The 22,571-nt window shown below is 53.8% G+C and carries 20 protein-coding genes and 1 pseudogene; 3 read left to right on the top strand and 18 right to left on the bottom strand.

Features of this window, described 5'->3' with window-relative positions; all coding sequences use genetic code 11:
• The first annotated feature begins 83 nt into the window (after positions 1-83).
• Positions 84-1,604 carry an aldehyde dehydrogenase gene (gene adh, locus CV945_RS11430; protein ID WP_100659797.1) on the top strand — a complete coding sequence of 507 codons (1,521 nt, stop codon included), beginning with the start codon at positions 84-86 and terminating at the stop codon, positions 1,602-1,604.
• Here adh and CV945_RS17100 read toward each other — a convergent pair.
• Positions 1,574-1,741 (bottom strand): hypothetical protein, encoded by a 168-nt coding sequence (locus CV945_RS17100; protein WP_157807527.1) that lies wholly within the window; start codon positions 1,739-1,741, stop codon positions 1,574-1,576. The genes adh and CV945_RS17100 overlap by 31 nt on opposite strands.
• Positions 1,742-1,808: 67 nt before the next feature.
• Here CV945_RS17100 and CV945_RS11425 point away from each other — a divergent pair, with 67 nt between their 5' ends.
• The gene (locus CV945_RS11425; protein WP_047819072.1) at positions 1,809-2,168 is read left to right on the top strand and encodes a DUF779 domain-containing protein; all 360 of its coding nucleotides are present in this window, start codon (positions 1,809-1,811) and stop codon (positions 2,166-2,168) included.
• Between the two features lie 217 nt (positions 2,169-2,385).
• On the opposite strand, the gene CV945_RS11415 is transcribed toward CV945_RS11425, so the two are convergent.
• The 17 genes from CV945_RS11415 to CV945_RS11330 form a co-directional block, all read right to left on the bottom strand.
• Entirely contained in the window at positions 2,386-4,002 is a 1,617-nt protein-coding gene (locus CV945_RS11415) for an MDR family MFS transporter (protein ID WP_100659796.1), read from the bottom strand.
• Positions 3,987-4,910, bottom strand: coding sequence for a TetR/AcrR family transcriptional regulator (locus tag CV945_RS11410; RefSeq protein ID WP_100659795.1), 924 nt, complete (start codon positions 4,908-4,910; stop codon positions 3,987-3,989). The genes CV945_RS11415 and CV945_RS11410 overlap by 16 nt, the downstream gene beginning before the upstream one ends.
• The gene (locus CV945_RS17290) at positions 4,903-5,043 is read right to left on the bottom strand and encodes a hypothetical protein (RefSeq protein WP_047819075.1); all 141 of its coding nucleotides are present in this window, start codon (positions 5,041-5,043) and stop codon (positions 4,903-4,905) included. Before CV945_RS17290 ends, CV945_RS11410 begins: the two co-directional genes overlap by 8 nt.
• Before the next feature lie 207 nt (positions 5,044-5,250).
• Positions 5,251-6,123 (bottom strand): ROK family protein, encoded by an 873-nt coding sequence (locus tag CV945_RS11405; protein ID WP_047819076.1) that lies wholly within the window; start codon positions 6,121-6,123, stop codon positions 5,251-5,253.
• Between the two features lie 162 nt (positions 6,124-6,285).
• On the bottom strand, positions 6,286-7,107 hold the full coding sequence (locus CV945_RS11400; protein WP_011232675.1) for a carbohydrate ABC transporter permease: 822 nt from the start codon (positions 7,105-7,107) through the stop codon (positions 6,286-6,288).
• Positions 7,107-8,078, bottom strand: a complete 972-nt coding sequence (locus CV945_RS11395) for a carbohydrate ABC transporter permease (protein WP_100659794.1) — start codon at positions 8,076-8,078, stop codon at positions 7,107-7,109. The genes CV945_RS11400 and CV945_RS11395 overlap by 1 nt, the downstream gene beginning before the upstream one ends.
• A 61-nt stretch (positions 8,079-8,139) precedes the next feature.
• A complete protein-coding gene (locus CV945_RS11390) occupies positions 8,140-9,438 on the bottom strand; it encodes an ABC transporter substrate-binding protein (RefSeq protein ID WP_047819077.1) in 1,299 nt (432 codons plus the stop codon).
• A gap of 314 nt (positions 9,439-9,752) precedes the next feature.
• Positions 9,753-11,294 carry a response regulator transcription factor gene (locus CV945_RS11385; protein ID WP_047819078.1) on the bottom strand — a complete coding sequence of 514 codons (1,542 nt, stop codon included), beginning with the start codon at positions 11,292-11,294 and terminating at the stop codon, positions 9,753-9,755.
• A complete protein-coding gene (locus tag CV945_RS11380; RefSeq protein WP_100659793.1) occupies positions 11,272-12,741 on the bottom strand; it encodes a sensor histidine kinase in 1,470 nt (489 codons plus the stop codon). The genes CV945_RS11385 and CV945_RS11380 overlap by 23 nt, the downstream gene beginning before the upstream one ends.
• Positions 12,742-12,902: 161 nt before the next feature.
• Positions 12,903-13,916 (bottom strand): sugar-binding protein, encoded by a 1,014-nt coding sequence (locus CV945_RS11375; RefSeq protein ID WP_047819080.1) that lies wholly within the window; start codon positions 13,914-13,916, stop codon positions 12,903-12,905.
• Positions 13,917-14,215: 299 nt separating this feature from the next.
• Positions 14,216-15,106 (bottom strand): Rpn family recombination-promoting nuclease/putative transposase, encoded by an 891-nt coding sequence (locus CV945_RS11370; RefSeq protein WP_063329688.1) that lies wholly within the window; start codon positions 15,104-15,106, stop codon positions 14,216-14,218.
• A 564-nt stretch (positions 15,107-15,670) separates the two neighbouring features.
• Entirely contained in the window at positions 15,671-17,038 is a 1,368-nt protein-coding gene (locus CV945_RS11360) for an FAD-binding oxidoreductase (RefSeq protein WP_100659792.1), read from the bottom strand.
• Between the two features lie 109 nt (positions 17,039-17,147).
• Positions 17,148-18,125: an alpha-ketoacid dehydrogenase subunit beta gene (locus CV945_RS11355; RefSeq protein WP_050367892.1), complete on the bottom strand. Its 978-nt coding sequence runs from the start codon at positions 18,123-18,125 to the stop codon at positions 17,148-17,150.
• Positions 18,126-19,205: a pyruvate dehydrogenase (acetyl-transferring) E1 component subunit alpha gene (gene pdhA, locus CV945_RS11350; RefSeq protein WP_100659791.1), complete on the bottom strand. Its 1,080-nt coding sequence runs from the start codon at positions 19,203-19,205 to the stop codon at positions 18,126-18,128. It abuts the gene before it with no gap.
• 100 nt (positions 19,206-19,305) lie between these two features.
• Positions 19,306-20,601, bottom strand: a complete 1,296-nt coding sequence (locus CV945_RS11345; RefSeq protein WP_050367894.1) for a dihydrolipoamide acetyltransferase family protein — start codon at positions 20,599-20,601, stop codon at positions 19,306-19,308.
• An 882-nt stretch (positions 20,602-21,483) separates the two neighbouring features.
• Positions 21,484-21,879, bottom strand: a complete 396-nt coding sequence (locus CV945_RS17095; protein ID WP_050367896.1) for a hypothetical protein — start codon at positions 21,877-21,879, stop codon at positions 21,484-21,486.
• Positions 21,866-22,231 carry a hypothetical protein gene (locus CV945_RS11330; protein WP_033023315.1) on the bottom strand — a complete coding sequence of 122 codons (366 nt, stop codon included), beginning with the start codon at positions 22,229-22,231 and terminating at the stop codon, positions 21,866-21,868. The genes CV945_RS17095 and CV945_RS11330 overlap by 14 nt, the downstream gene beginning before the upstream one ends.
• Before the next feature lie 206 nt (positions 22,232-22,437).
• Between CV945_RS11330 and CV945_RS17535 the strand changes: the two are divergent.
• Positions 22,438-22,571 (top strand): annotated as a pseudogene (locus tag CV945_RS17535) (ISL3 family transposase); the annotation flags it as partial.

Genomic DNA, 22,571 nt, shown 5'->3' with positions numbered 1-22,571 from the left:
GCTAACCTAATCATTGGGAGGAATTTTTTAAATATTCCTTCCATTGTAAGCGGATACAGAATCCATTGAAGGAGGAATCGGGGATGATCTACGCACAACCAGGCCAGCTAGGCGCGCTTGTTACATTTAAAAAGCGCTACGAAAACTTCATTGGCGGCAAATGGGTGCCGCCGGTCGACGGCGAATATTTTGAAAACATTACGCCGATCACCGGACAGCCGTATTGCGAAGTGCCGCGCTCGAAAGCGGCGGACATCGAACTGGCGCTTGACGCCGCCCATGCGGCCAAAGACGCATGGGGACGCACGTCTCCGGCAGAGCGCGCCCGTTTGCTGAACAAAATCGCCGATCGGATGGAAGAAAACTTAGAAATGCTCGCCGTTGCGGAAACATGGGAAAACGGCAAGCCAATCCGTGAGACGCTCGCGGCTGACATTCCGCTTGCCATCGACCATTTCCGCTATTTTGCCAGCTGCATCCGCGCGCAAGAAGGCACGATTTCGGAAATCGATCACGACACGGTCGCCTATCATTTCAAAGAACCGCTCGGCGTCGTCGGGCAAATCATCCCGTGGAACTTCCCGATTTTAATGGCGGCCTGGAAACTCGCGCCAGCGCTCGCGGCCGGCAACTGCGTCGTCTTGAAACCGGCGGAACAAACACCGACATCGATCCTCGTTCTCATCGAACTCATCGAAGATTTGCTTCCACCTGGCGTCGTCAACATCGTCAACGGCTTTGGCTTAGAAGCCGGCAAGCCGCTCGCCTCGAACCCGCGCGTGGCGAAAGTGGCGTTCACCGGTGAAACGACGACCGGACGGCTCATCATGCAATACGCCTCGCAAAACATCGTGCCGGTTACGCTTGAGCTTGGCGGCAAGTCCCCGAACATTTTCTTCGCTGATGTGATGGACAAAGACGATGACTTTCTTGATAAAGCGCTTGAAGGCTTTACGATGTTCGCCTTAAACCAAGGCGAAGTGTGCACATGCCCGTCGCGCGCCCTCATCCATGAGTCGATTTACGACGCCTTTATGGAACGGGCGCTTGAGCGCGTCAAGCAAATCAAGCAAGGCAATCCGCTCGATACGGAAACGATGATCGGCGCGCAAGCCTCCTCCGAACAGCTCGAGAAAATTTTGTCATACATCGACATCGGCAAACAGGAAGGCGCTGAGCTCTTGATCGGCGGCGAGCGGAACATGCTCGAAGGAGAACTCGCCGGCGGCTATTACGTCAAGCCGACCGTTTTCAAAGGGCATAACAAAATGCGTATTTTCCAAGAAGAAATTTTCGGCCCAGTGCTCGCAGTCACGACGTTTAAAGATCATGACGAAGCGCTTTCGATCGCCAATGAGACGCTGTACGGCCTTGGCGCCGGCGTCTGGACGCGCGACATCAACACCGCGTACCGCTTCGGCCGCGGCATCCAGGCTGGCCGCGTCTGGACGAACTGCTACCACGTCTATCCGGCCCATGCGGCGTTCGGCGGCTACAAAATGTCCGGCATCGGCCGCGAAACGCACAAAATGATGCTTGACCATTATCAACAAACGAAAAACTTGCTCGTCAGCTATTCGCCGAAAAAACTTGGCTTGTTCTGACATTGGTCCACCTGCTCTTCCACAGCAAAAGGCAGCGCCGACGCGTTGCCTTTTGCCCACTGTTGCATCCATTGCCGCCAAAACCACGCAAACGCCTTTTGATGATGGAATGGAAAACGACGCAACAACCGTTCCATTCGACGAATCCAGCAAAGCTGCTCTAGGGGCCTGTCTTTGGCCATGATGCGAAAGGAGGTGCATCCGATGCCTGATGAACCGAAAGTCATCGCCACCGAAGCAGCGTTAGAATTGATTGAAAAATTAAAGGCGAAATACGGTCCGCTCATGTTCCACCAATCCGGCGGCTGCTGCGACGGCAGCTCGCCGATGTGCTACCCGCTCGGCGAGTTGATCGTCGGCGATTCCGATGTTTTGCTTGGCGAAATCGGCGGCTGCCCGTTTTACATCGCTAAGGCGCAATACGAATATTGGAAGCATACGCAGCTCATCATTGACGTCGTCCCCGGGCGCGGCGGCATGTTTTCGCTCGAAGGTCCGGAAGGCGTCCGCTTTCTCACCCGCTCCCGCGTCTTCGGACAGAGCGCGGATGCGGGTGCAACGTAACCAGCCATCGCGAATCGTCACCGTGAAACCGCCATGCGCCGGGCATCACGTCGATGCGAAACCGCCTGGCGAAATGGGCCGCACGGAGCGAGCCGCCGGCTTCCATTGGCACCTCACCCCCGGATGCCTCATCGCTCCGGGGGAGTTTTGTTCGTCGCGGCAAAAAACGGCGGCCCGCCTTCTCGCTGAAAAGGCGCGGTCCGCCGTTTCCTTTTCTTCACTCGGTCTCTTTTGCCTGCTTCAACGGCTTCATCGCCTCAGCCCGATCGGACAAGGCGATCCGTTTCAAGCCGAACACCAAAAGCAAGCCCACCGCGATAAACGCGAGCCCGAACCAAAAGACCGCCTGCAGGGAATCGACAAGCGACTGCTTCAGCACCGGCACGAACATGTCGCGCAGCAGCGCTGGAATCTTGGCCATCGCTTCCGGACTGAGCAAGACGGAATACAAGCCTTGCGGGTCGGTATGGATCATATCGGCAAAGCGGTCGACAGCCCCTTTCGCCTGCGCCGGCAGCGCTTCAAGCTTTGGCATGAGCCGCTCGTCAAGCAAAGTGCTCGAACGATGATTCATGATGGCCCCGAGCACTGTCATGCCAAACGTCCCGCCGATCGAGCGGAAAAATTGGCTTGAAGACGTCACGACGCCAAGCTCCGATTTTGGAAAGCTTTCTTGCAGGGCGAGCGTCAAAATCGGCATCACGAGCCCTGTGCCAAGACCGAGAATGATCATATACATCGTCGCCGTCCATTTCGACGTCTCGACATCCATCGTGCCAAGCAAGCCAAACGCTGACAACATAATGGCCATGCCGACGATCAGCTGTGTTTTCACACCAATTCGGTAAACGAGTCGGCCGCCAACGACACTGCCGATAATCATCGTAATCATCATCGGTGTCATAATCGTTCCTGACTCTGTGGCACTTACCCCAACCACCCCTTGCATAAAAAACGGGACGAACATGATGGCTCCGAACATACCGACGCTCATGAAAAAGCCGATGCCGTTTAACAACGTAAACGTCCGGTTGCGGAAGAGCCAAAGCGGAATGATCGGCTCCTCCGCCCGTTTTTCCGCCCAAACAAACAAAGCGAAAAAGACAACCGCGGCCGCAAACAACGAAACGATTTGCCATGAGCCCCACGGATATCGGTCGCCGCCAAACGTCAACCCCAACAACAAGCTGACGACACCTGCCGTCAACGTCGCCATCCCGGCGATGTCAAATTTCACCGGCCCTTCGGCTTTATATTTGCTTAACCCCATCGCAATCAGCACCGTGGCGAGAATGCCGACCGGCAAGTTGATGTAAAACACCCAGCGCCAGTTCAAATGGTCGACGATAAAGCCGCCGATTTGCGGGCCCAGCACTGAAGCGAGACCGTACAGACCACCGAACACTCCTTGCCATTTCGCCCGCTCCTTGCCGGTGAACACGTCACCGATGACAATCATCGCCATCGGCATCATAATCCCGCCGCCCAGTCCTTGAATGCCGCGGTAAATGATGAGCTCGGTCATATCGTTCGCCATGCCGCAAAGCGCGGAGCCGGCCATAAAAATGATGAGTCCGCTCACATATACGATTCGACGCCCTAATACGTCGGCAAGCTTCCCGGCGATCGGCACGACCGCTGTCGACGTTAACATGTACGCCGTTGTCAGCCATGTCATCACGCCAAGCCCGCCGAGCTCCCCGACGATGCGCGGCATCGCGGTGCCAACGATCGTTCCGTCGAGCGCCGCAAACAACATGGCGATAATAAGTCCTGTAATGAGCAGCGGGCGATGCCGAATCGTGCTGGCCGGCGCTACTAATGCCTTTTCCATGTTCCTCTCTCCCATCCATTCAATTGTCGATATGTCTCAATTTCTTGACTGAGCGCGGCCAAGGCCTCCACAAGCGAAGGCGCTTGTTGATGACGCAAATATAAAAGCAGCGCCTCGACCAGATAGACGCGCGGCGGTTCATGGCGTTCGAGCAGCTCTTCCTCGAGCGCAGCCACCGCCTCAAGCACATCATCCATCTGCTTTGCGCCAAGTTCCTTTGCCGCCTCCCGGACGGCGGAAAACACCGAGGCCAGCCGTTCCCGTTGTCTCTGCCGCTCGCGCTCTTCCAGCTCCATCCATGGGGCTAGTGACTCCTTCGTCAACAGCGGACGTTCGCCTGCCGCAAAGCTGTCGACGATCGCATCGAAGCGGCGCATAAGGAAACGAGCGGCTTCTTCCGCGTTAAACATCTCTTGGTGAAAGAAAAAGTAAAACAAATATTGGCGCACGATGCCGTTCACCATCATGGCCGCATCATACACATACGGCCGAATCGCCTCTCCATACACTTCTTCAAGACGGGTGCAATACCATAAAAAAAGACGGCCGTGCTGACGGAACATATACCGCTCAATCTCCGGATTGACTTTTGGCAGCTGTTCCGACATAACCATATGCAAAAACTCCTTGTATTGGCGGACATGAGAAAAATGAGCAGCCAGCTGGCGGATGAACTGTTCTTTTTCCGTCCCGCCGCCGGCCGCTGCTGTCAAATCGGCCATCATGTTCTCACTGTAATGCTGCAACACCGCCAGCAACAGTTCCTCTTTTGAAGAAAAATGATGATAAAACGCTCCTTTGGAAATGCCCCATGCTTCCACCAAATCTTGGATCGATGTCGCATGATACCCTTTTTCCGCAAACAGCTTCATCGCAATTTCGATAAATTGAACGCGCCGTTCATCCATGGCACTGGTCCATCCCCTTCCCATTCGCCGCTTCCCATTGTGGATACGATGGCAACAACACGCGCGGCTTCACAAAATCGGCCCGCACCCCGCGCTGGCGCAGCCGTTCAATCAATTGCCGGATATCGACCATTGTCCTCGCCTCCATACACCTATGACCAAGAAGTCAACGATATTATAAACAACATTTATAAATTTATGCAACAAAAAAACGATGCTTCTTTGACCAATCAGTCAAAAAAATAAATATTTTTTTGAACGAACAGTCAAAGAGGCCGACCGCCAACAAAAAGCGGCCGCCCATGGCCTGACAAAGACCACAGACCGCCGTCCATTCCATTTATTCCATCGCCGCTGCCGCAAGCGCCAACGCGCCCGCGATGCCGGCGTTGTCGCCAAGCCCTGGAAGGACAATATACTCATCAATCCGTCGCAAAATCGCCTCATGCTCGACATACCCGTTGAGCAGTTCCTGCACATGGCGGCGCACAAGCGGCAACACGTGCGTCTGCTTCATGACGCCTCCGCCCGTGATCACTTTTTTCGGCGATAACACGAGAATGTAGTTGGCAATCGCTTGGGCAAGATAAAAGGCTTCCAACTCCCATACTTCATGGCGGTCCGCCAATTCCGCCCCCTTTTTCCCCCAGCGCCGCTCAATCGCCGGGCCGGACGCCATCCCTTCCAAGCAGTCGCCATGGTACGGGCATATGCCGGCAAACGCGTCATCCGGATGGCGGCGGACCAAGATATGCCCCATCTCCGGATGAAGCAGCCCATGCAACAGGCGGCCCTCGACGATTGCCCCAACACCTATGCCCGTTCCGACCGTTATGTACAGGCAGCTGTCAAGCCCTCGCGCCGCCCCCCAGCGCTGCTCGCCAAGCGCCGCCGCGTTGACATCCGTGTCAAAGCCGATCGGCACCGGAAAATGCCGCTTCATCGCGCCGACAAAGTCAAACTGCGCCCACGCCTGTTTCGGCGTGCTCGTAATATAGCCGTACGTTGGACTGTCCGGACGCAAATCGACCGGACCAAACGACCCGATGCCGATCGCCTCAATGCCATGCGGACGGAAAAATTCGATGACACGAGCCATCGTCTCCTCCGGCGCCGTCGTCGGAAACACCGCTCGTTCATGGATGTTCCCCTGTTCATCGCCGATGGCGCAGACAAATTTTGTGCCTCCGGCTTCAATGGCTCCCAAAATCATATGTACGCCTCTCTTTCTTCATCTGCTCTTTTCTTGTATCTATCTTACTAGAAAAAGGGAGAGGGCATCAATGACAAAAAGCCGCTGATCAGCGGCTTTTTGAAACATAGCGCAATCGATTCTATTGTCTACCGGGTTTGTTGATCTACACTGCTGATTGGCTCACCCCTTCACCGAACCAGCCAACAACCCACGGACAAAATATTTGCCAAGGAAGATGTACACAAGCAAGGTCGGCAGCGCCGCCAACAGGGCTCCCGCCATTTGCACGTTCCATTGGACGATTTGACTGCCGGATAAGTTTTGCAAGGCGACCATGATCGGCTGTTTGTCCGATGTCGTGATCGTCACGGCGAACAAAAACTCGTTCCAAATGTTTGTAAACTGCCAGATCGCCACGACGACAAATCCAGTGATGGACAAGGGGAGCATAATATAACGAAAAATACGGACAAACCCAGCGCCGTCGATTTTCGCCGACTCAATCATTTCATCGGGGATCGCCGCGTAGAAATTCCGAAACATCAGTGTGGTGATCGGAATGCCGTAGACGACATGGACGAACACAAGCCCCGGAATCGTGTTGTACAGCCCGATTTCGCGCAAAAATTGGATGAGCGGAATGAGAATGCTTTGATACGGAATGAACATCCCGAACAAAATGAGCGTAAAGAGCGTATCCGCTCCTTTAAACTTCCATTTCGACAGTACATAGCCGTTGAGCGACCCCAACAGCGCGGAGAGCAGCGTCGCCGGCACGACGAGCAAAATCGAATTCCAAAAGTTCGGGGCGAGCTTGTCAAATGCCGTCGCGTAGCTGCTCCAATCGATCGTTGACGGCAGCTTCCACATATCGGCCAATGTCACTTCATCGAGCGGCTTCAAGCTCGTTGTGACCATGACATACACCGGCAACAGGAAAAACACGCTCATGACGAGGGCCAACAAATACAAAAACGGCCGCGCCCACATGGATCTCGCCATCACGATCCCCCCTTGCGGCTTGAGATGAGATACGGAACGATAAAGATGGCGACCGACAGCAGCATCACGATCGCGATCGCCGCGCCGTTGGCGTAATAGTTGCCGCGGAACGTCGTTTCAAACATGTACACGCCCGGCACATCGGTGACAAAGTTCGCCCCCGGCCCGGTCATGGCGTAAATCAAATCGAAAATTTTGAGCGAAATATGAGCCATGATGATGATGACGCTGACAGTGATCGGCCGCAGCAGCGGCAAAATGATTTTCCAATACAATTGAAACTCGGTCGCTCCGTCCATCCGCGCCGCTTCCCGCACTTCATCTGGAATGGCGCGCAGGCCGGCGAGATACATCGCGACGGCAAAGCCAGTCATTTGCCAAACAGCCGCCACGACCACCGCAATGATGGCGACCGGGATGCCAAACTCAATCTTGCCCCAATGAAATCCGAACAGAATGTTCGTATCCGTATACCATTTTCCATCAAAGCCAAGCGGTTTTAAAAACAAGTTGACGCCCGTTGACGGGTTGAACAGCCATTGCCACACGACTCCGGTGACGACAAATGACAAGGCCATCGGGAAGAAGAAAATGTTGCGGAACAGCGACTCGCCGCGCAGTTTTTGGTCAAGCAAAATGGCAAGCAGTTGGCCGAGCACAATGACGGCGGCGATAAACAACACCGTAAACACAAGTGTATTGCGCAAGTCGGCCTGGAAGCGGAAATCATGAAACAAATACAGATAGTTTTTCAACCCGGCAAACGACCAATCCGGCACGAGCGAATTCCAGTTGCTCAAGGACACATACCCCGTCCAGCCGATAAACCCGTACACAAATAAGAAAATCAGTACGACCGACGGTGCCAAAAACGCCGCTGCCAGCCAATGATCGGCCGTCCATTTCCGCTTTTTCCGCACCGCGGGGACAGCCGCTGTCTTCTCGGCTGGCGTGATGTTGACCGTTTCCACTAAGATCCCTCCTCATGATGACGAAAAGGGGAAGAGAATGGCTCCCGTCCCCTTTTCCCGATTACTTCTTCAGTTCTGCGGCGGCCGATGCCAACGTGTCGATGAACGTCTTCACATCTTTTTGCGTCACGAAAATGTTGACGGCCTGATTGACCTTCGTGACAAACCCTTCCGGCGCTGCTGAACCGTGCGCTAAGCTCGGCGCCAGCTCCGCCGTCTTGAAGTCTTGCATCGTTTGTTTGCCGTATTCATCGTACTTGGACGGATCCGCGTCGATGCGGGCCGGGATGGAGCCTTTCAGCGGGTTAAACGCATCTTGCCCTTCCACCGAACCAAGCACCGATAAGAACTTCTTCACATCGTCCGGGTTTTTCACGCCTTTCGGCAGGCCGAACGTATCGGTAATGACCATAAACTTGCCTTCCGTATTCGGCACCGGCACATAACCGAAGTCTTGGTTCACCTTCAATTTCAAATCGTTGACAAAATAGCCCTTCACCCAGTCGCCCATCACGTACATGGCCGCCTTTCCTTCGGCGACGAGCTGGGCGGCGTCTTGCCAGTTGCGCGAGCTATGGTCTTCGTTAATATAGCCAAGCATTTTCTTAAACGTCTCAACGGCTTGTTTCACTTGTGGGTCGTTAAACGATAATTCTCCCGTCCAAAGTTTCTTGTAGTTTTCCGTTCCGAGCGTGCCAAGCAGCACGTTTTCAAACAGGTGCGTCGCTGCCCACGGCTCTTTGTCGCCTAAGGCGAGCGGCGTAATGCCCTTTGCTTTCAGCTTGTCGGCCACTTGGAAAAACTCGTCGAACGTTTTTGGCGGCTGAATCCCGTTGTCGGCAAATACTTTTTTGTTGTACCAAAGCACGTTGCCGCGGTGAATGTTCACCGGAACGGAGTAAATGTTGCCGTCTTTGCTCACCATGTCAATCAACGCTTTCGGGAATTTGTCCATCCAGCCTTCTTTTTCATATAAATCGTTGAGCGGCTCCATTTTGCCGGCGGCCACCCAGCCTTCATTCAGCTCCGCTCCGCCGTGTACTTGGAACGTCGATGGCGGATCGTTTCCTTGCATGCGGCTCGCCAACACCGCCTTGGCGTTCGTTCCCGCCCCGCCGGCCACCGCCGCGTTTTCGACTTCAATATCCGGATATTTTTCTTGGAACAGTTTGATGAGCGCTTTTAAGCCGTCTTCCTCACCGGCTCCGGTCCACCAGCTGAAAATCTCGAGCTTCTCTCCCGCTTTTTGGCTGCCTTGTTTGGCGTCATCGGACGAAGAAGAGTTCGAGCTGCTGCAGCCCGACAGTGCCATACCGACGCCAAGCGCCAACGCCAGCCATGCGGATGCTTTCTTTCTCATGTTCCTCCCCCTTTTCCGTTTGTTTTTGAAACCCCTTTCAATGTTGAGTGTACCATGGGCCGCTTATCAATCGGCGGCTTGATTTCTTCACTTTTTTGCGTTTTTCTTCACTTTTTTGTTTTCCGTTCTCCTGTCAGGCAAGCGGTGTGCAGCGGACTGCCATTTCGCTTTTATGGCGCGAAAAAAGCCCGTCTCCCCATCAGGGGGGCGGGCTTCGCTTCGGACGCCGGAAGAAGGGCGGAGCCTGCTTTGTCCGCGGGACTTACCTTTTGACTTGCCATGCACCTTCCTTGTTGGAGACAGCACTCCCCTTGTCAGCGCGTCTGTACTTTTTTCCGGTATTCGCTCGGCGACAGGCCGGTTTGCTTTTTAAAGACGCGGCTGAAATAGTTGGGGTCGTTGTAGCCGACTGAAAAACAAATTTCTTTTAAGCTTTGATCCGTCTCAGCCAGCGCTTCTTTCGCCCGTTCGATGCGCACGTTCGTCACGTAGTCGATAAAGGTGATGCCAAACTGCTCTTTGAACAGTTTGCTGAAGTAGTACGGACTGATGCCCGCTTGTTCCGCCACCTCCTCAAGCGTCAGCGGCTCGGCGTAGTGACGGTCAATGTAGTCTTTCGCCTTGCCGAGTTTGCCGTGAGCTTGCTGCTGGCGCCAAACCTCGAGATCAGCGGCGATGCGGTCCAGTTCATCAAGCGCCGCTCGCTTCAATTCTGCCGCCGACCGGCAGGAAGCAAAGGAAGCGAGCCGCTCATAACGAATGCCCAGCTCCGATAGAAGACGCCCGAGCCACACAAAGGTCTCTTCCGCTTTGCGGCCGGCGGCCGGCAGTGAATGAGAAGAGGCCAGTTCCTCTATATACGTCAGACAAATCATCCGGGCTTGCTCGATGTCGCCAAGGCGCAGCGCTTCAAACAGCTGTTTATCCCGTTCCGCTTCCCCGCCGGCGCGCGTCGCTTCCGCCGGCAGAAACCCCACTTGTGCTTTTTGCCGGTCGGCGTAATAATGAGCGGCCGACAGCGCCTCATAGTACGAGGAACGAAGTTGGTCAAGGCGGGAAAACGGGGAGCCGAGCCCGATATACAGCGCGGCGCCGTACCGGGCCGAAAACTGCCGCGCCAAATCGAGCGCCAATGCCTGGATGACGGGCTTCCAGGCTAGCTCGCCATCGTTTGGGCTGCGGAAAAACAAGACCGGCAGGCGCCGGTTCGCCATCCGCCCGATCCAATAGCGCGTTGGCGCCTTCCCGCTAAGCTGCTTGTCCAGCCATGATTTCCATTCGTCAGCCACCCCTGCATCCGGGAACTGAATGACGAGGAACATCCCCGACGCAATCGAAAACGGCAGCAGTTCCTTCCACCGCTCCCACTCATCAGCCGATACGTCTTCTGTCATGAGGACGGACAGCCATTCGCTTTCCACAAGCGTCTGCAACCGGCGAATCTGCTCCTCGAGCTGGCGGCTGCTCTCCTCGTGTCGCCGCTTGGCCGCCACTTCTTGGCTGACCCGTTCCAAAGCCGAAATGACCTCCTCCTTCCGGCTCGGTTTCAATAAATATTCCTTGACGCCAAACCGCATCGCTTGTTTCGCATAGTCGAACAAATCAAACGCCGACACAATAATGAACTCCAGATCGAGGCCGTCTTGGCGAATCGCTTCGATCGCTTGCAGCCCGTCAAGGCCGGGCATTTTGATGTCAATCAGCATGATATCCGGACGATAACGCTTGGCGATCTCGACCGCCTCGCGCCCGTTGGCGCCCTCGGCGGCCACCTCGATATCCGGAAGGTGGTCGCTAATCATTTTGCAAAGCGCTCTTCGCTCCAACGCCTCATCATCGACGATCGCCACTTTCACCGTTCATCCCCCCTTGCCATCTTGGCAGCCATAACCGCACCGTCGTTCCTTTTCCTGGTGCAGACTCGATTTCGGCCACATCCATCACTCCGTAAAACAGCTGCAGTCGGCGAATGACATTGTGCAAGCCGATGCCGGTTGAATGGCCGCGCCCTTGCTCACGGCGCGTCCGCGGTTCTTCGCCGCGGATCAACGCTTCAAGCTCCGCTTTCACCTGCTCATCCATGCCAACGCCATTGTCGCGCACTTCCACAACGACCCGCCCGTTTTCGGCGAAAACGGACACGGACAGCTCGGCTCCCTGCTCGTACGTCTCAATGCCATGGATGAACGCATTTTCAATCAGCGGCTGCAACGTGAGCGGCGGAATCGGTTGATCGAGGCAAGATGGTTCCGCCTCTAACGAAAACTTGATCCGATCAAAAAACCGCGTCTGCTGGATGAAGAAATATTCACGGGCGATGCGCACCTCATCGGCAAGCGTCACCGTCCGCTGCAAATCACCCAAGTTGTAGCGCAAAATGGCCGCCACCGCTTCAATCAGCCGCGACGTTTGCTGGGCGTCCTCCAAGTACGCCATCTTCGCAACCGTGTTCAGCGTATTGAATAAAAAATGCGGATTGATTTGACTTTGCAAGCTTTTGAGTTCCAGCTCCTTCACCAGCCGGTCGAGCTCAGCCTTTTGTTTCATCTCCGCAATCAGCTGCTTTAAATTGCGGCGCATGTCATTAAACGTGATCGTCAACAGCCGCAGCTCATCGTTGGTCATCGGCTCAATATCCGGCCCGTCCAGCCGCCCGTCAGCGATGGATCGGGCAGCGCGCGAGAGAAGAATGATCGGCTTCGTTAAGTGGCCGGAAAAGAACACCGCCAGCAAGGCGCCAAGCAACAACGTCGTGACAAACAATCCCATTCCCATATAGCGGAAATAGCGGTTGCGCCGCTCCACTTCATCGTACCGCCGTTGGTAGGCCGTCAGCTCATCGTCAATCAAGTTTAACGTTTCCTCTTGCAAAAAGGACGCAATGTTCATCGTTTCATGCAAGTGGGATGAGTACAAGCCAATATTTCCAGCTTGAAAATGATAGACCGTCAGCGCCACCTCCTCCAACAAACTTTCAATCATATGTTCATAGTTTTCCGCCGCCAGCCGGTCGGACAGCACTGGCAAGATGGCGCCGAGCTGCCGGCGGCGTTGCTGCAGCCAGCGGAACTCCCGCTCATAAGCGCGTGCATACCGTCCTTCTTTTTCCGAGACGTACGCATTGAGCTGTTCCATCATTCGGTTTGCCCGCTGCGACACCTCATTGAGCAACAACAATCGGCGCATCCGTTGATCATAATCGCTCATCATCTCTTCGCTCGTCTGATACAAAAGAAACACCGCTCCGTTCAGCAAAAGCAAAAAAACGGTAAAGCAAAGCAGCATCTTCGTCCGAATGTTCATCTGAATTCCACCCCGCTGTCACCGGCGCTTTGTTGCCTGCATCGTCCTGCCGCTTCAAGTCGAACGTGTTCGAACGTCAAGGCGGCCATCTCTCATGCTTTAGCGCTCGCCAACCCTTCTCCGCTTTCAGCCTCCTCCCTACGGAGGCCTGGCAGGCCCCTTCATGGCGTGTTGACCTCATAATTGCGCGCCGGGCGCAGCGGCAAGTCTTTTTTCCGAATGACTTTCGTCTCCGTATTCGTCACCACCGGCACGTCTTTCCCGGCGACGATCTCGGCCATCATTTTGACAGCCTTGTATCCCATTTCATACGGCTCCTGCACCACCGTCGCCGCAATCGTTCCTTTTTGCAAATAGCGGATCGTCTCCGGCAGCGTGTCAAAGCCAATAATATACGTCTTTTGCTCCCGATGAAACTGCTCGACCACCTTGGCAACGCCAATCGCATCAAGCGCGCTCGTGCCGTAAAACGCATTCACATCCGGGTGCTTTTTCAAAATCGTATACGCCTTTTCCGCGGCTTGCACACGCGTAATGTGCGACTCTTCGATGGCAACGATGCGGATTCCTTTTTCCTGTCTCACTGCATCCTCAAATCCGCGCACTCGCAGCTGTTGGTGCGCCGCCGTCAAACTGCCGGTAATAATCGCGACCGTCGCCTTGCCCTTTGTATCCTCAGTCAACGCCCGTCCCGCGAGAAAACCGGCATAATAATTATCCGTTCCCACATAGGCGACACGTCGGCTCGTTGGAGCATCCGTATCGATTGTCACCACAGGAATATTCTTGTCCGTGATTTCGTTAATCACTGGGACAAATTCCGCTTCCGTCAACCCTTGTGTGATAATCCCATCGACTTTCGCTGCTGCGGCTTTTTTCAAAATGCGCAAATGCTCATCAATATTCGCCTGCCGCGGGCCGATATACTCGAGGTCAACCCCCAGTTCTTTCGCCGCCGCTTTCGCTCCTTTTTCCACGAGCCGCCAGTAATCATTATCGAGTTCCTCCGGCACAAGCACGAAATGATAGGCCTCTTTTGTTGTTTCCGGAACCCGTTCCTTTTCTGATTTCGGATACGCATACACGTTCCAAGCGCAATAGGCGGTGAAGGAAGCGCTTCCAATCAGCGCGGCGATGCCGCCCCCGTAAAACAGCCGTTTCCACCAATCGCGCATCTTGATCCCTCCTACCGCCATTGTACACGAACGTCGGGGCGCTAGCCTAGACAAAAGAAAATATACCCGAACTTCAAAATGTGCAAGGTTTCAGAGTTCGACATAGCGGCATTTTCATCCCTTCGATGGTGACGAAATCTTTTTGTCATGGGAGTCTATATGAAATCCAAATAGGGGTCAGTCCGGCCGGCATCATTCGCCATACGGCGATGGCCATGCCCATCATCAAGTGCAGAGCGAGCAAAAAAACCCCGTTCCGAAACAAGCTCGCTGCATCGGAACGGGGTCTCTCCACTCGTTTATCCTTTCAACTTTTCCACTGCCTCAACCGACAGTCCAGTCAATTCACAAATCGTTGGCACATCATATCCTTTCCCTAGCATCCGTTTCGCGATGTCCATCTTGCCTTTTTCGATTCCTTTTTCGATTCCTTTTTCGATTCCTTTTTCGATTCCCTTTTCCATCCCCCGTTGCTCATACGACACGATGAGATCCGTCACTTTTTTCGCTTCCTTCGTTCCCATTTGGTTCACCTCGTTTCGCAATTGGATTTCCTCTTGTTCGGACAGCGTCAAATACGTCTCGAAAAATCCAAACAACAGCCGCTGTTTCGCTTCGTCAAGCTCCAAGCGGACGAGCATGCGCAAAAATTCTCTTTTCACTGCCACTCTCTCACTTTCATTATACCCCATTTTGCTTAACAAGGCGGCCGCGACCGGGTTGTCGCGGCGAATGTACTCACGCCATGGCTGTTTGCGCAGTTCAACAGTAAGAAAGCGGAAATCGACAACGGTTAGGAACGGAAACTTGATGGTGAACGAGGACGGTTCATCGCGGTGTTCGTCATAGCTGAAGATGGCAATGGGAAGAATGCGACGGCGGTATTTTTGAAACAAACGGCTGACATAAATGAACATGCGCTCGGGAAACGTCGGCTGCGTGTAACTTTGGTGTTCGATATGGACGATGATCAGCCCATCTTCCCCTTTCAATTTTGTTTCCACCAATAGATCCACACGGTGCTTTTCGCCGGCCGCCACATCCGTAAACACCTCTTCGGACAAAAAGGAGACGTGGCGGAAGTCGACTTGTTCATACACGTGCGGAAAAAACAGAAGCAAAAACTCTTCAAAAAACGTCGACAGCAACTCCTTAAACAACCGGTCGTGATCGATTCGCGTTTCGGACACGGTCTCCCTCCTTGTGATATTTGAACTTTCTCTATTTTCTTCGCCGCGCCTTGGGCAAAATCCTGCCGAAAAGGCTGGTGAAAAGCATTGATTTTGTCTAAAATAAGGGGAATGTGAATGGGAAGAAAGCCCTTGTGTTGCGCGGCTTTTCACGATGAAATGACAAAGCCGCCCCGGCGACAGGCGGCTTTGTCAATCGCTTTTCCAAACGATTTAGTTTCCAGCTACTGTTTTGGCCTGTATAAACCGTGTTTGGCGAAAAAAGTAAAGGGCGCGGCGGCTTTTTGTAACGAGACGAACGTGAAAAACAATTGTTTCTTCGGAGTAACAAACTGTTACAAAAAGGATAAGAAAAGCAAGCGCGCAGTATGCAAAAAGCAACCGTGAGGACGTTTCATGAAATGCGAGCAACGGCACTCTCCATCCTTGTAGAGAAACACAAGAAGAAAAAGGTGCTCCGTTCCATTGAGAGCACCCTTTTCCCCATAAAGGCCCGTCTTCAGCCCATTTATGTTTGGGAGAAATATTCAACCTAATCCATCGAGCCGCCATACAGATGAAGCGTTACGGCAAAAAGATTTTTCCCGGATTGAGAATGCCGTTCGGGTCAAACAGCTGTTTCAACCGTTTCATCCAAAGCACGGCGTCTCCTTTTTCTTCACGCAAAAACGCCCGTTTGCCGATGCCGATGCCGTGCTCTCCCGTGCACGTGCCGCCGCGCGATAAGGCATAGCGGACGATATGGGCGTGCACGCGTTCGATCCGCGCCATCTCATCCGCATCGTTCGGGTCAAAGGCAAGCACCGTATGGTAATTGCCGTCGCCGACATGGCCGAAAATCGCGGCGGTCATGTTCTGCTCGTTGACAAGCCGGCGCGTATCGGCGATCGCCCCCGGCAGCTCGGACAGCGGCACGCACACATCAGTTGAGAGCATCGCCTTGCCTGGATAGGCGGCTTGAATGGCGAACGCCGCATGGTGGCGCGCTTCCCACAGCTTCGCGCGGGCGAGCGAGTCCGTCTCGACCGCAAAGGAAACCGCGCCTTCGGACTCGCACAATTCTTTGACGAGTTCCGTCCCATCGTCCACGCTCGCGCGGCTGCCGTTCAATTCGATAAACAGCGTCGGCGTCACCGGATAATCCGTCTTTTTGTATGCGTTGACCGCGGCGATCGTCGCCTCGTCCACGAGCTCGATTTTGCCGGGGCCGACGCCGGACCGCAAAATGGCAAACGCAGCCCCTGCCGCTGTCTCGAGAGACGGGAAGCACACTTTGATGGCGTTCGTCGCCTCTGGAATGCCATGCAGGCGGACAATAAGGCGGGTGAAGACGCCGAGCGTCCCTTCCGATCCGACGAACAAGCCGGTCAAGTCATAGCCGGCCGACGATTTCACCGCCAAACTTCCCGTCTGAATGACTGAACCGTCCGCGAGCACCACCTCTAATCCGAGCACTTGATCGCGCATGACGCCGTATTTCACGCAGTTCGTGCCGCTCGCGTTCGTCGCCGCCATGCCGCCGATCGTCGCGTCCGCACCCGGATCGACCGGGAAAAACAACCCATATCGCTTCAGCGCCTCATTCAGTTGCAACCGCGTCACTCCCGGCTCGACGATGGCGAGAAAATCGTCCGGGCGAATGTCGATAATGTTGTTCATCAACGTCAAATCCAAACTGATGCCGCCCGCAATTGGAATGACATGCCCTTCCAAGCTCGTGCCGGCGCCAAACGGCGTCACAGGGATGCGGTGCTCGTTGGCAAACGCCATCACCCGGCTCACTTCCTCCGCCGTTTTCGGAAAGACGACGACATCTGGCTTATGCGGCGCATGGTAGGCGATGCCTTTGCTGTGGTGTTCGAGCACCGTTTCATTGATGCTCACCCGCTCGCGGTCGCCGATCAATTCCAGCAGTGATTCGTATACGTTCATCGTTCTCCTCCTCACCCGATCGGATCAAGCGGTGCCATCCATCGATGCGCCGCCTTTTCTCTTGACGCACTCTGATGGTGGATCGATCGACCCGGATGGCATGGTTCGTTTAGTAACGGAGCAACGTTTCAATTCCTTCCGCAATCCGCTCGGCGTTCGGCAGCCAATCATCCTCCACCGACGGCACCGGATACGGCGTGTCGTAGCCGGCGATACGCACGATTGGAGCTGATAGAGAAAACAGCGCCCGTTCGCTGATCAAGGCCGCCACTTCCGCGCCAAACCCGCCTGTTTTCACCGCTTCATGGACGATCATCACCCGTCCTGTTTTTTCCACCGAAGTGATGATGGTGTCGATATCAAGCGGCTGCAGGCAGCGAAGGTCGATCACTTCCGCGCTGACCCCTTTCGCTTCCATCTCGGCGGCGACTTTGGCGGCAAGCGGCACGGTCGCCCCCCAAGCAATGATCGTCACATCGTCTCCTTCTTTCACAACCCGTGCTTGGCCGAGCGGAATCGTGTACGGTTCTTCGGGCACTTCCATGCGAAACGCCCGATACAGCTTCATCGGCTCCAGAAACAGAACCGGGTCTTCATCGCGAATGGCGGAAATGAGCAGCCCTTTCGCATCGTACGGATTGGACGGCATGACGACTTTTAAGCCCGGCGAATGGGTAAACAGCGCCTCCAACGCATCGGAGTGCAATTCCGGCGTCCGCACCCCGCCGCCGTACGGGCTGCGCACGACGATCGGGCACGAAAACCGTCCGGCCGAGCGGAAGCGGATGCGCGCCGCCTGGGCCGCCAGCTGGTCCATCGCCTGGTACACAAACCCGAGAAACTGAATTTCGGCAATCGGGCGCATGCCGTTGATCGCCAGTCCAATAGACGTGCCGATAATGCCCGATTCCGCAAGCGGCGTATCAAACACGCGCCCCTCGCCAAACTGCGCAAGCAGCCCGTCCGTCGCCCGGAAGACGCCGCCGTTTTCGCCGACATCTTCGCCCAGCACGATGATGCGCGGATCGCGCTCCATCTCTTGGCGCATCGCTTCATTGATCGCTTCAATCATCGTCAATTCCGCCATTTATCTCACCCCGCTCCGTTGTTTGCGCCGCATCACTTCGTCTTTTTGCTCGGCAAGCAATGTTGGCGCTTCGCTGTACACGTAATCGAATACATCGACAATCGAACCGGACTTGCTGGCGATGGCCGCCTCGTACGCCGCGGTCACTTCATCATTCACTTGGGCGACAAGCGCGTCTTCCTGCGCTTCCGTCCATAATCCGCGCCGTTCCAAAAGCAGGCGCAGACGGCGGAGCGGATCTTTCGCCCGCCATGTCTCGACTTCTTCCGGCCGGCGGTATCTCGTCGGGTCATCCGCCGTCGTGTGCGGCCCGAGCCGATAGGTGAGCGCCTCGATCAACATCGGCCCCTCGCCGCGGCGAGCGGCTTCGACGGCCTGCTTCATCGTTTCGTACACCGCCAGCACGTCATTGCCGTCAACGAGCACCCCTTTCATCCCGTACGCAAGCGCCTTTTGCGCGATCGTCCGGCTGGCCGTCTGCTTCCGGTACGGGACGCTGATGGCGTATTGGTTGTTTTGGCAGAAAAAGATGACCGGCACGTTGTACACCGCGGCAAAATTCATCGCTTCATGAAAATCGCCCTCTGACGTCGCCCCGTCGCCGAAATACGCAACCGATACTTGCGATTCGCCTTTCAATTTCGACGCCCACGCGCAGCCGACCGCATGAAGCGTCTGAGCAGCGATGATGATTTGCGTCGGGAAAATGTTCACTCCCTCCGGCATCCGTTTCCCTGACAAGCGGCCCTGCACGTAATGGAAAAACTGCTCAAGCGGCATGCCATGCATCAAGCATACCGCCACTTCGCGGTAGCTCGGGAAAATCCAATCGTCTTTATGAAGCGCAAGGGCGCTGCCGATTTGCGCCGCCTCTTGGCCGCTAAACGGGGCATACGTCCCGATCCGCCCTTGCCGCTGCATGCGCAACAGCCGCTCATCAATGACGCGCGCCCGCCGCATTTCCCGGTAGGCACGAAGCAACCACTCATCGGAAAACGCCGCTAACTTCTCCTCATCGCCATTTCCGTTTTCATCGAGAATTCGCACGATCTCGACCGACAATTGGTCCGGGTCAAACATGGGCTTCCCTCCTCATCATTTTTTCATCACGGCCCAGCTGCTTCTCTTTGGCGCTCGCTCTCTTCCAGTACGAAGACATGTCCTCCTAACCGAGCGCCGCCTACCGCACGTCCAAGAGCAACACTTCCGGATTTTCCAAATAGTGCGCCACCGTCCGCATAAACCGCCCGGCCGGCTCGCCGTCAATGACGCGGTGGTCAAAGGTGAGCGACATTCCCATCATATCGCGGATGACAATTTCGTCGCCGACGACAACCGGGCGCCGTTTGATCGCATGCGCTCCGAAAATCGCCACTTCCGGATAGTTGATGATCGGCGTCGCAAACCAGCCCCCGCCCGCCCCGGTGCTCGTGATCGTAAACGTGCTTCCTTGCAGCTCGTCAAGGCGAAGCGCCTGGCGGTGCGCTTTTTCCGACAGCTCGGCGATCTCAACGGCGAGCTCGCGGATCGATTTTTGATCGGCGTCGCGGATGACAGGGACGACAAGCCCCGCTTTCGTCGCCGTCGCGATGCCGATGTGATAGCGCTTTTTCAAGACGATTTCATTCGTCTCTTCATCGAGCGAAGCGTTAAACATCGGATATTGCTTCAGCGCCCTTGTCACCGCTTTAATAATAAACGGCAAATACGTCAGTTTGATCTGCTCCTTGGCCAGCTCGCTGGCCAGGTTTTTGCGGATCTCGACGAGCTTCGTCACGTCCACCTCGTCCATCCCGGTCACATGCGGCGCCGTGTACGCCGATTTCACCATTTTTTCGGCGATTTTTTTGCGCAAGCCGCGAAGCGGGATGCGCTCTTCTTCTGGAACCACAAGCTCCGTGCTGGCGATGGACGTCCATGCAGCTTTGTCCGCCTTTTGCTCTATCGCCGTGCCCCCAACTGGCAAAACCGCGGCCCCGCTCCTTTCACGTAGCTCTGCCACCGCCACGGCTGCTTCCCGCTCGCGGACATATCGCTCCAAGTCGGCGAGCGTCACCCGACCGCCTTCGCCCGTTCCTTCCACTTCATCGATCGGAACGCCCAACTCCCGCGCCCGCTTGCGCACAGACGGCGCGGCAATCGCCCGTTTGCGCGCAGGACGAGGCGTTTCTCCATGCAGAACAGGCACGGGCTCCCGAACCGAATCTTCGATGGGCGCGGCTTCCCCCGCCACCGCCGCCTCGGTTTCCACGACAATCAACGGCTCTCCAACCTTCACCGTCGCCCCTTCCGGCCCGGCAAGCGCCACCACTTTGCCAGCGACCGGCGTCGTCATTTCCACCATCGCCTTATCCGTTTGAATTTCGGCAATCGGCTGATCCGCCTTGACCACATCCCCTTCCCGGACAAGCCAGCGGATGATTTCCGCTTCATGCAGCCCTTCGCCAATATCAGGCAACTTAAATTCATAGATCATAGCGATATCCCCTTCCTCTCCTTCTCATGTTGCGATTGGAAACAAACACAATGGTGCAGCATCGATGGTGTGGAAATCATGAGGAAACACAACAGTTAAGCGCTTACAATAGATGCGGTGAGAATCGTTTTTTCTACCAAAGCACCCAATTAATATTCGGAATTTTCTAACCTACAAACTTTATGATAGTATATAGATTGTGGCGCTGTCAATATAAGGAGAACGGACATTTTCCACCTGCTTCGACAATCAGCGACAACCGTCTCTATTATCAAAAAATAATAACATAATTCCATTCGCCCAAAACAACAGGAGCGGATCCAAAACGATGAGGAGGCAGTTTTTCACAACATCATAGAAGGACGTGAAAAACGACTTTCGCGCGCAAATTGGTGGCATTGGTGCAAAAAAGAAGTTGATTCTACATAAATTAAGTTGCCTCTCCGTCAAGGATATGTTAAACGATTTCATTGCACTATATATTAAAAAACCACCCCAGACGGGATGGACAGAATATTGTAAATACTCAATTTACATAATCAATCACTATAGACGTCTTTTAAAAAAACCAACTAACTTCATAGTCGACCAGACAATCACAAACACCACAATATAGATCGTTATAAAAATAACAACGCCTTTCAAAAAAAGAAGGGGAACGCCTTCCCATCCTTCTTTCAACCAACTCATATACAAAAGACACACAAGAAATGCAAAGAATGCAATGTAATTTTTTTTCATAACTACTTCCTCTTTAGCTCTCCACGAAAAGTTTGGATTTAGCTGCGTCAAAACTTGTCCCTTCTCACGTCATAAGTAGCGATCATTTTGGATACAAACCTATACAAAACACCGGTATATTGTGGTAGTTAACCTTCTCGTTCAAACTTTAAAATCATAAGTGGATAACGTACCATTATCTCGGAAACCAAACGTCCTTATCTCTAAATCCCACTTGAAGCCAAAGGGCATAATATGAACTGCCCAAATACCATCTGGTTTTTCTAAATGAAGAAAAAAAGAAAAATGTACAATGGAAAATACTTTTTGTATAGCTTTTTTCTGATCAAGTTCTATCTTCACTCCAAAAATCGCTTCTCCATACGGGTGATGCCATATCATTTCGACAAATTTATCTGTTTTTTGCACATTTGAAACAACGCAATGAACAATACAATATTTATCAAGTGGCGTGAAGACTTTTTTAATATCTAAAGGATTGCGATCACTATCAAGCTCGGCACAGCTATTTACACTACACAACTTAATAACGACCACCGCCAATTAACTTATGAAGTTTATTTTCAACCTTCGTTATGCCGTTGTCAATTGCCTTCCCTACTTTTGTGCTGTCAAACCATTTTTCTACTGCAGCGACTTTGTTCATGCTCCCGATTACATAACTTCCTGCGAAATATCCCGCTACCGCTCCCTTGGCGGCCCCTTTTGCAGTTTCGGACGCCACTTTTCTTTCTAACATAGTAAATCCTGTAGTTGCAGCTTTATACGCTCTCACTCCATTGCCTATTCCACCCGTCGCCATCCCAACAATGTTAGAAATCGTATTACTCCTCAAATCGTCCGCTATAGAACTGACTACCCAATGCGCGACTTTTTGGATTTTGTTCATCGTATCCCTCCTAGCGAAAAATTAATTGACAAAATAATCATAAAAAAAAAAAAAAACACATATGTCAACTCTTTTTTTAGAATAAATTGGCTCTTCACCACAAGTTGTACTTGATCATTTAAGGTAGGTGTGCATAGAGGGTACAAAAAATGCGAATTTTCCTGTATGGTAAAGGTGACCAAACCAAACCATGGAGGGAAATTCGCATGTACTCTCAGTTTATCAAAGAACTCATCGATTTACCAGATGTTTTGATTCAAAAGGTGCGAAAAGAAGGGGAACGTTGGATTTTCGAACTTTCTCTACCCGAACAATGCCCGTTATGTCCTGTCTGCTTGAA

This window comes from Geobacillus sp. Manikaran-105, assembly GCF_002809955.1.
In the GTDB taxonomy this organism is placed as follows: domain Bacteria; phylum Bacillota; class Bacilli; order Bacillales; family Anoxybacillaceae; genus Geobacillus; species Geobacillus thermophilus.
Note: the sequence above shows the minus strand (reverse complement) of the source record. Positions and strands in the feature narration are given on the sequence as shown.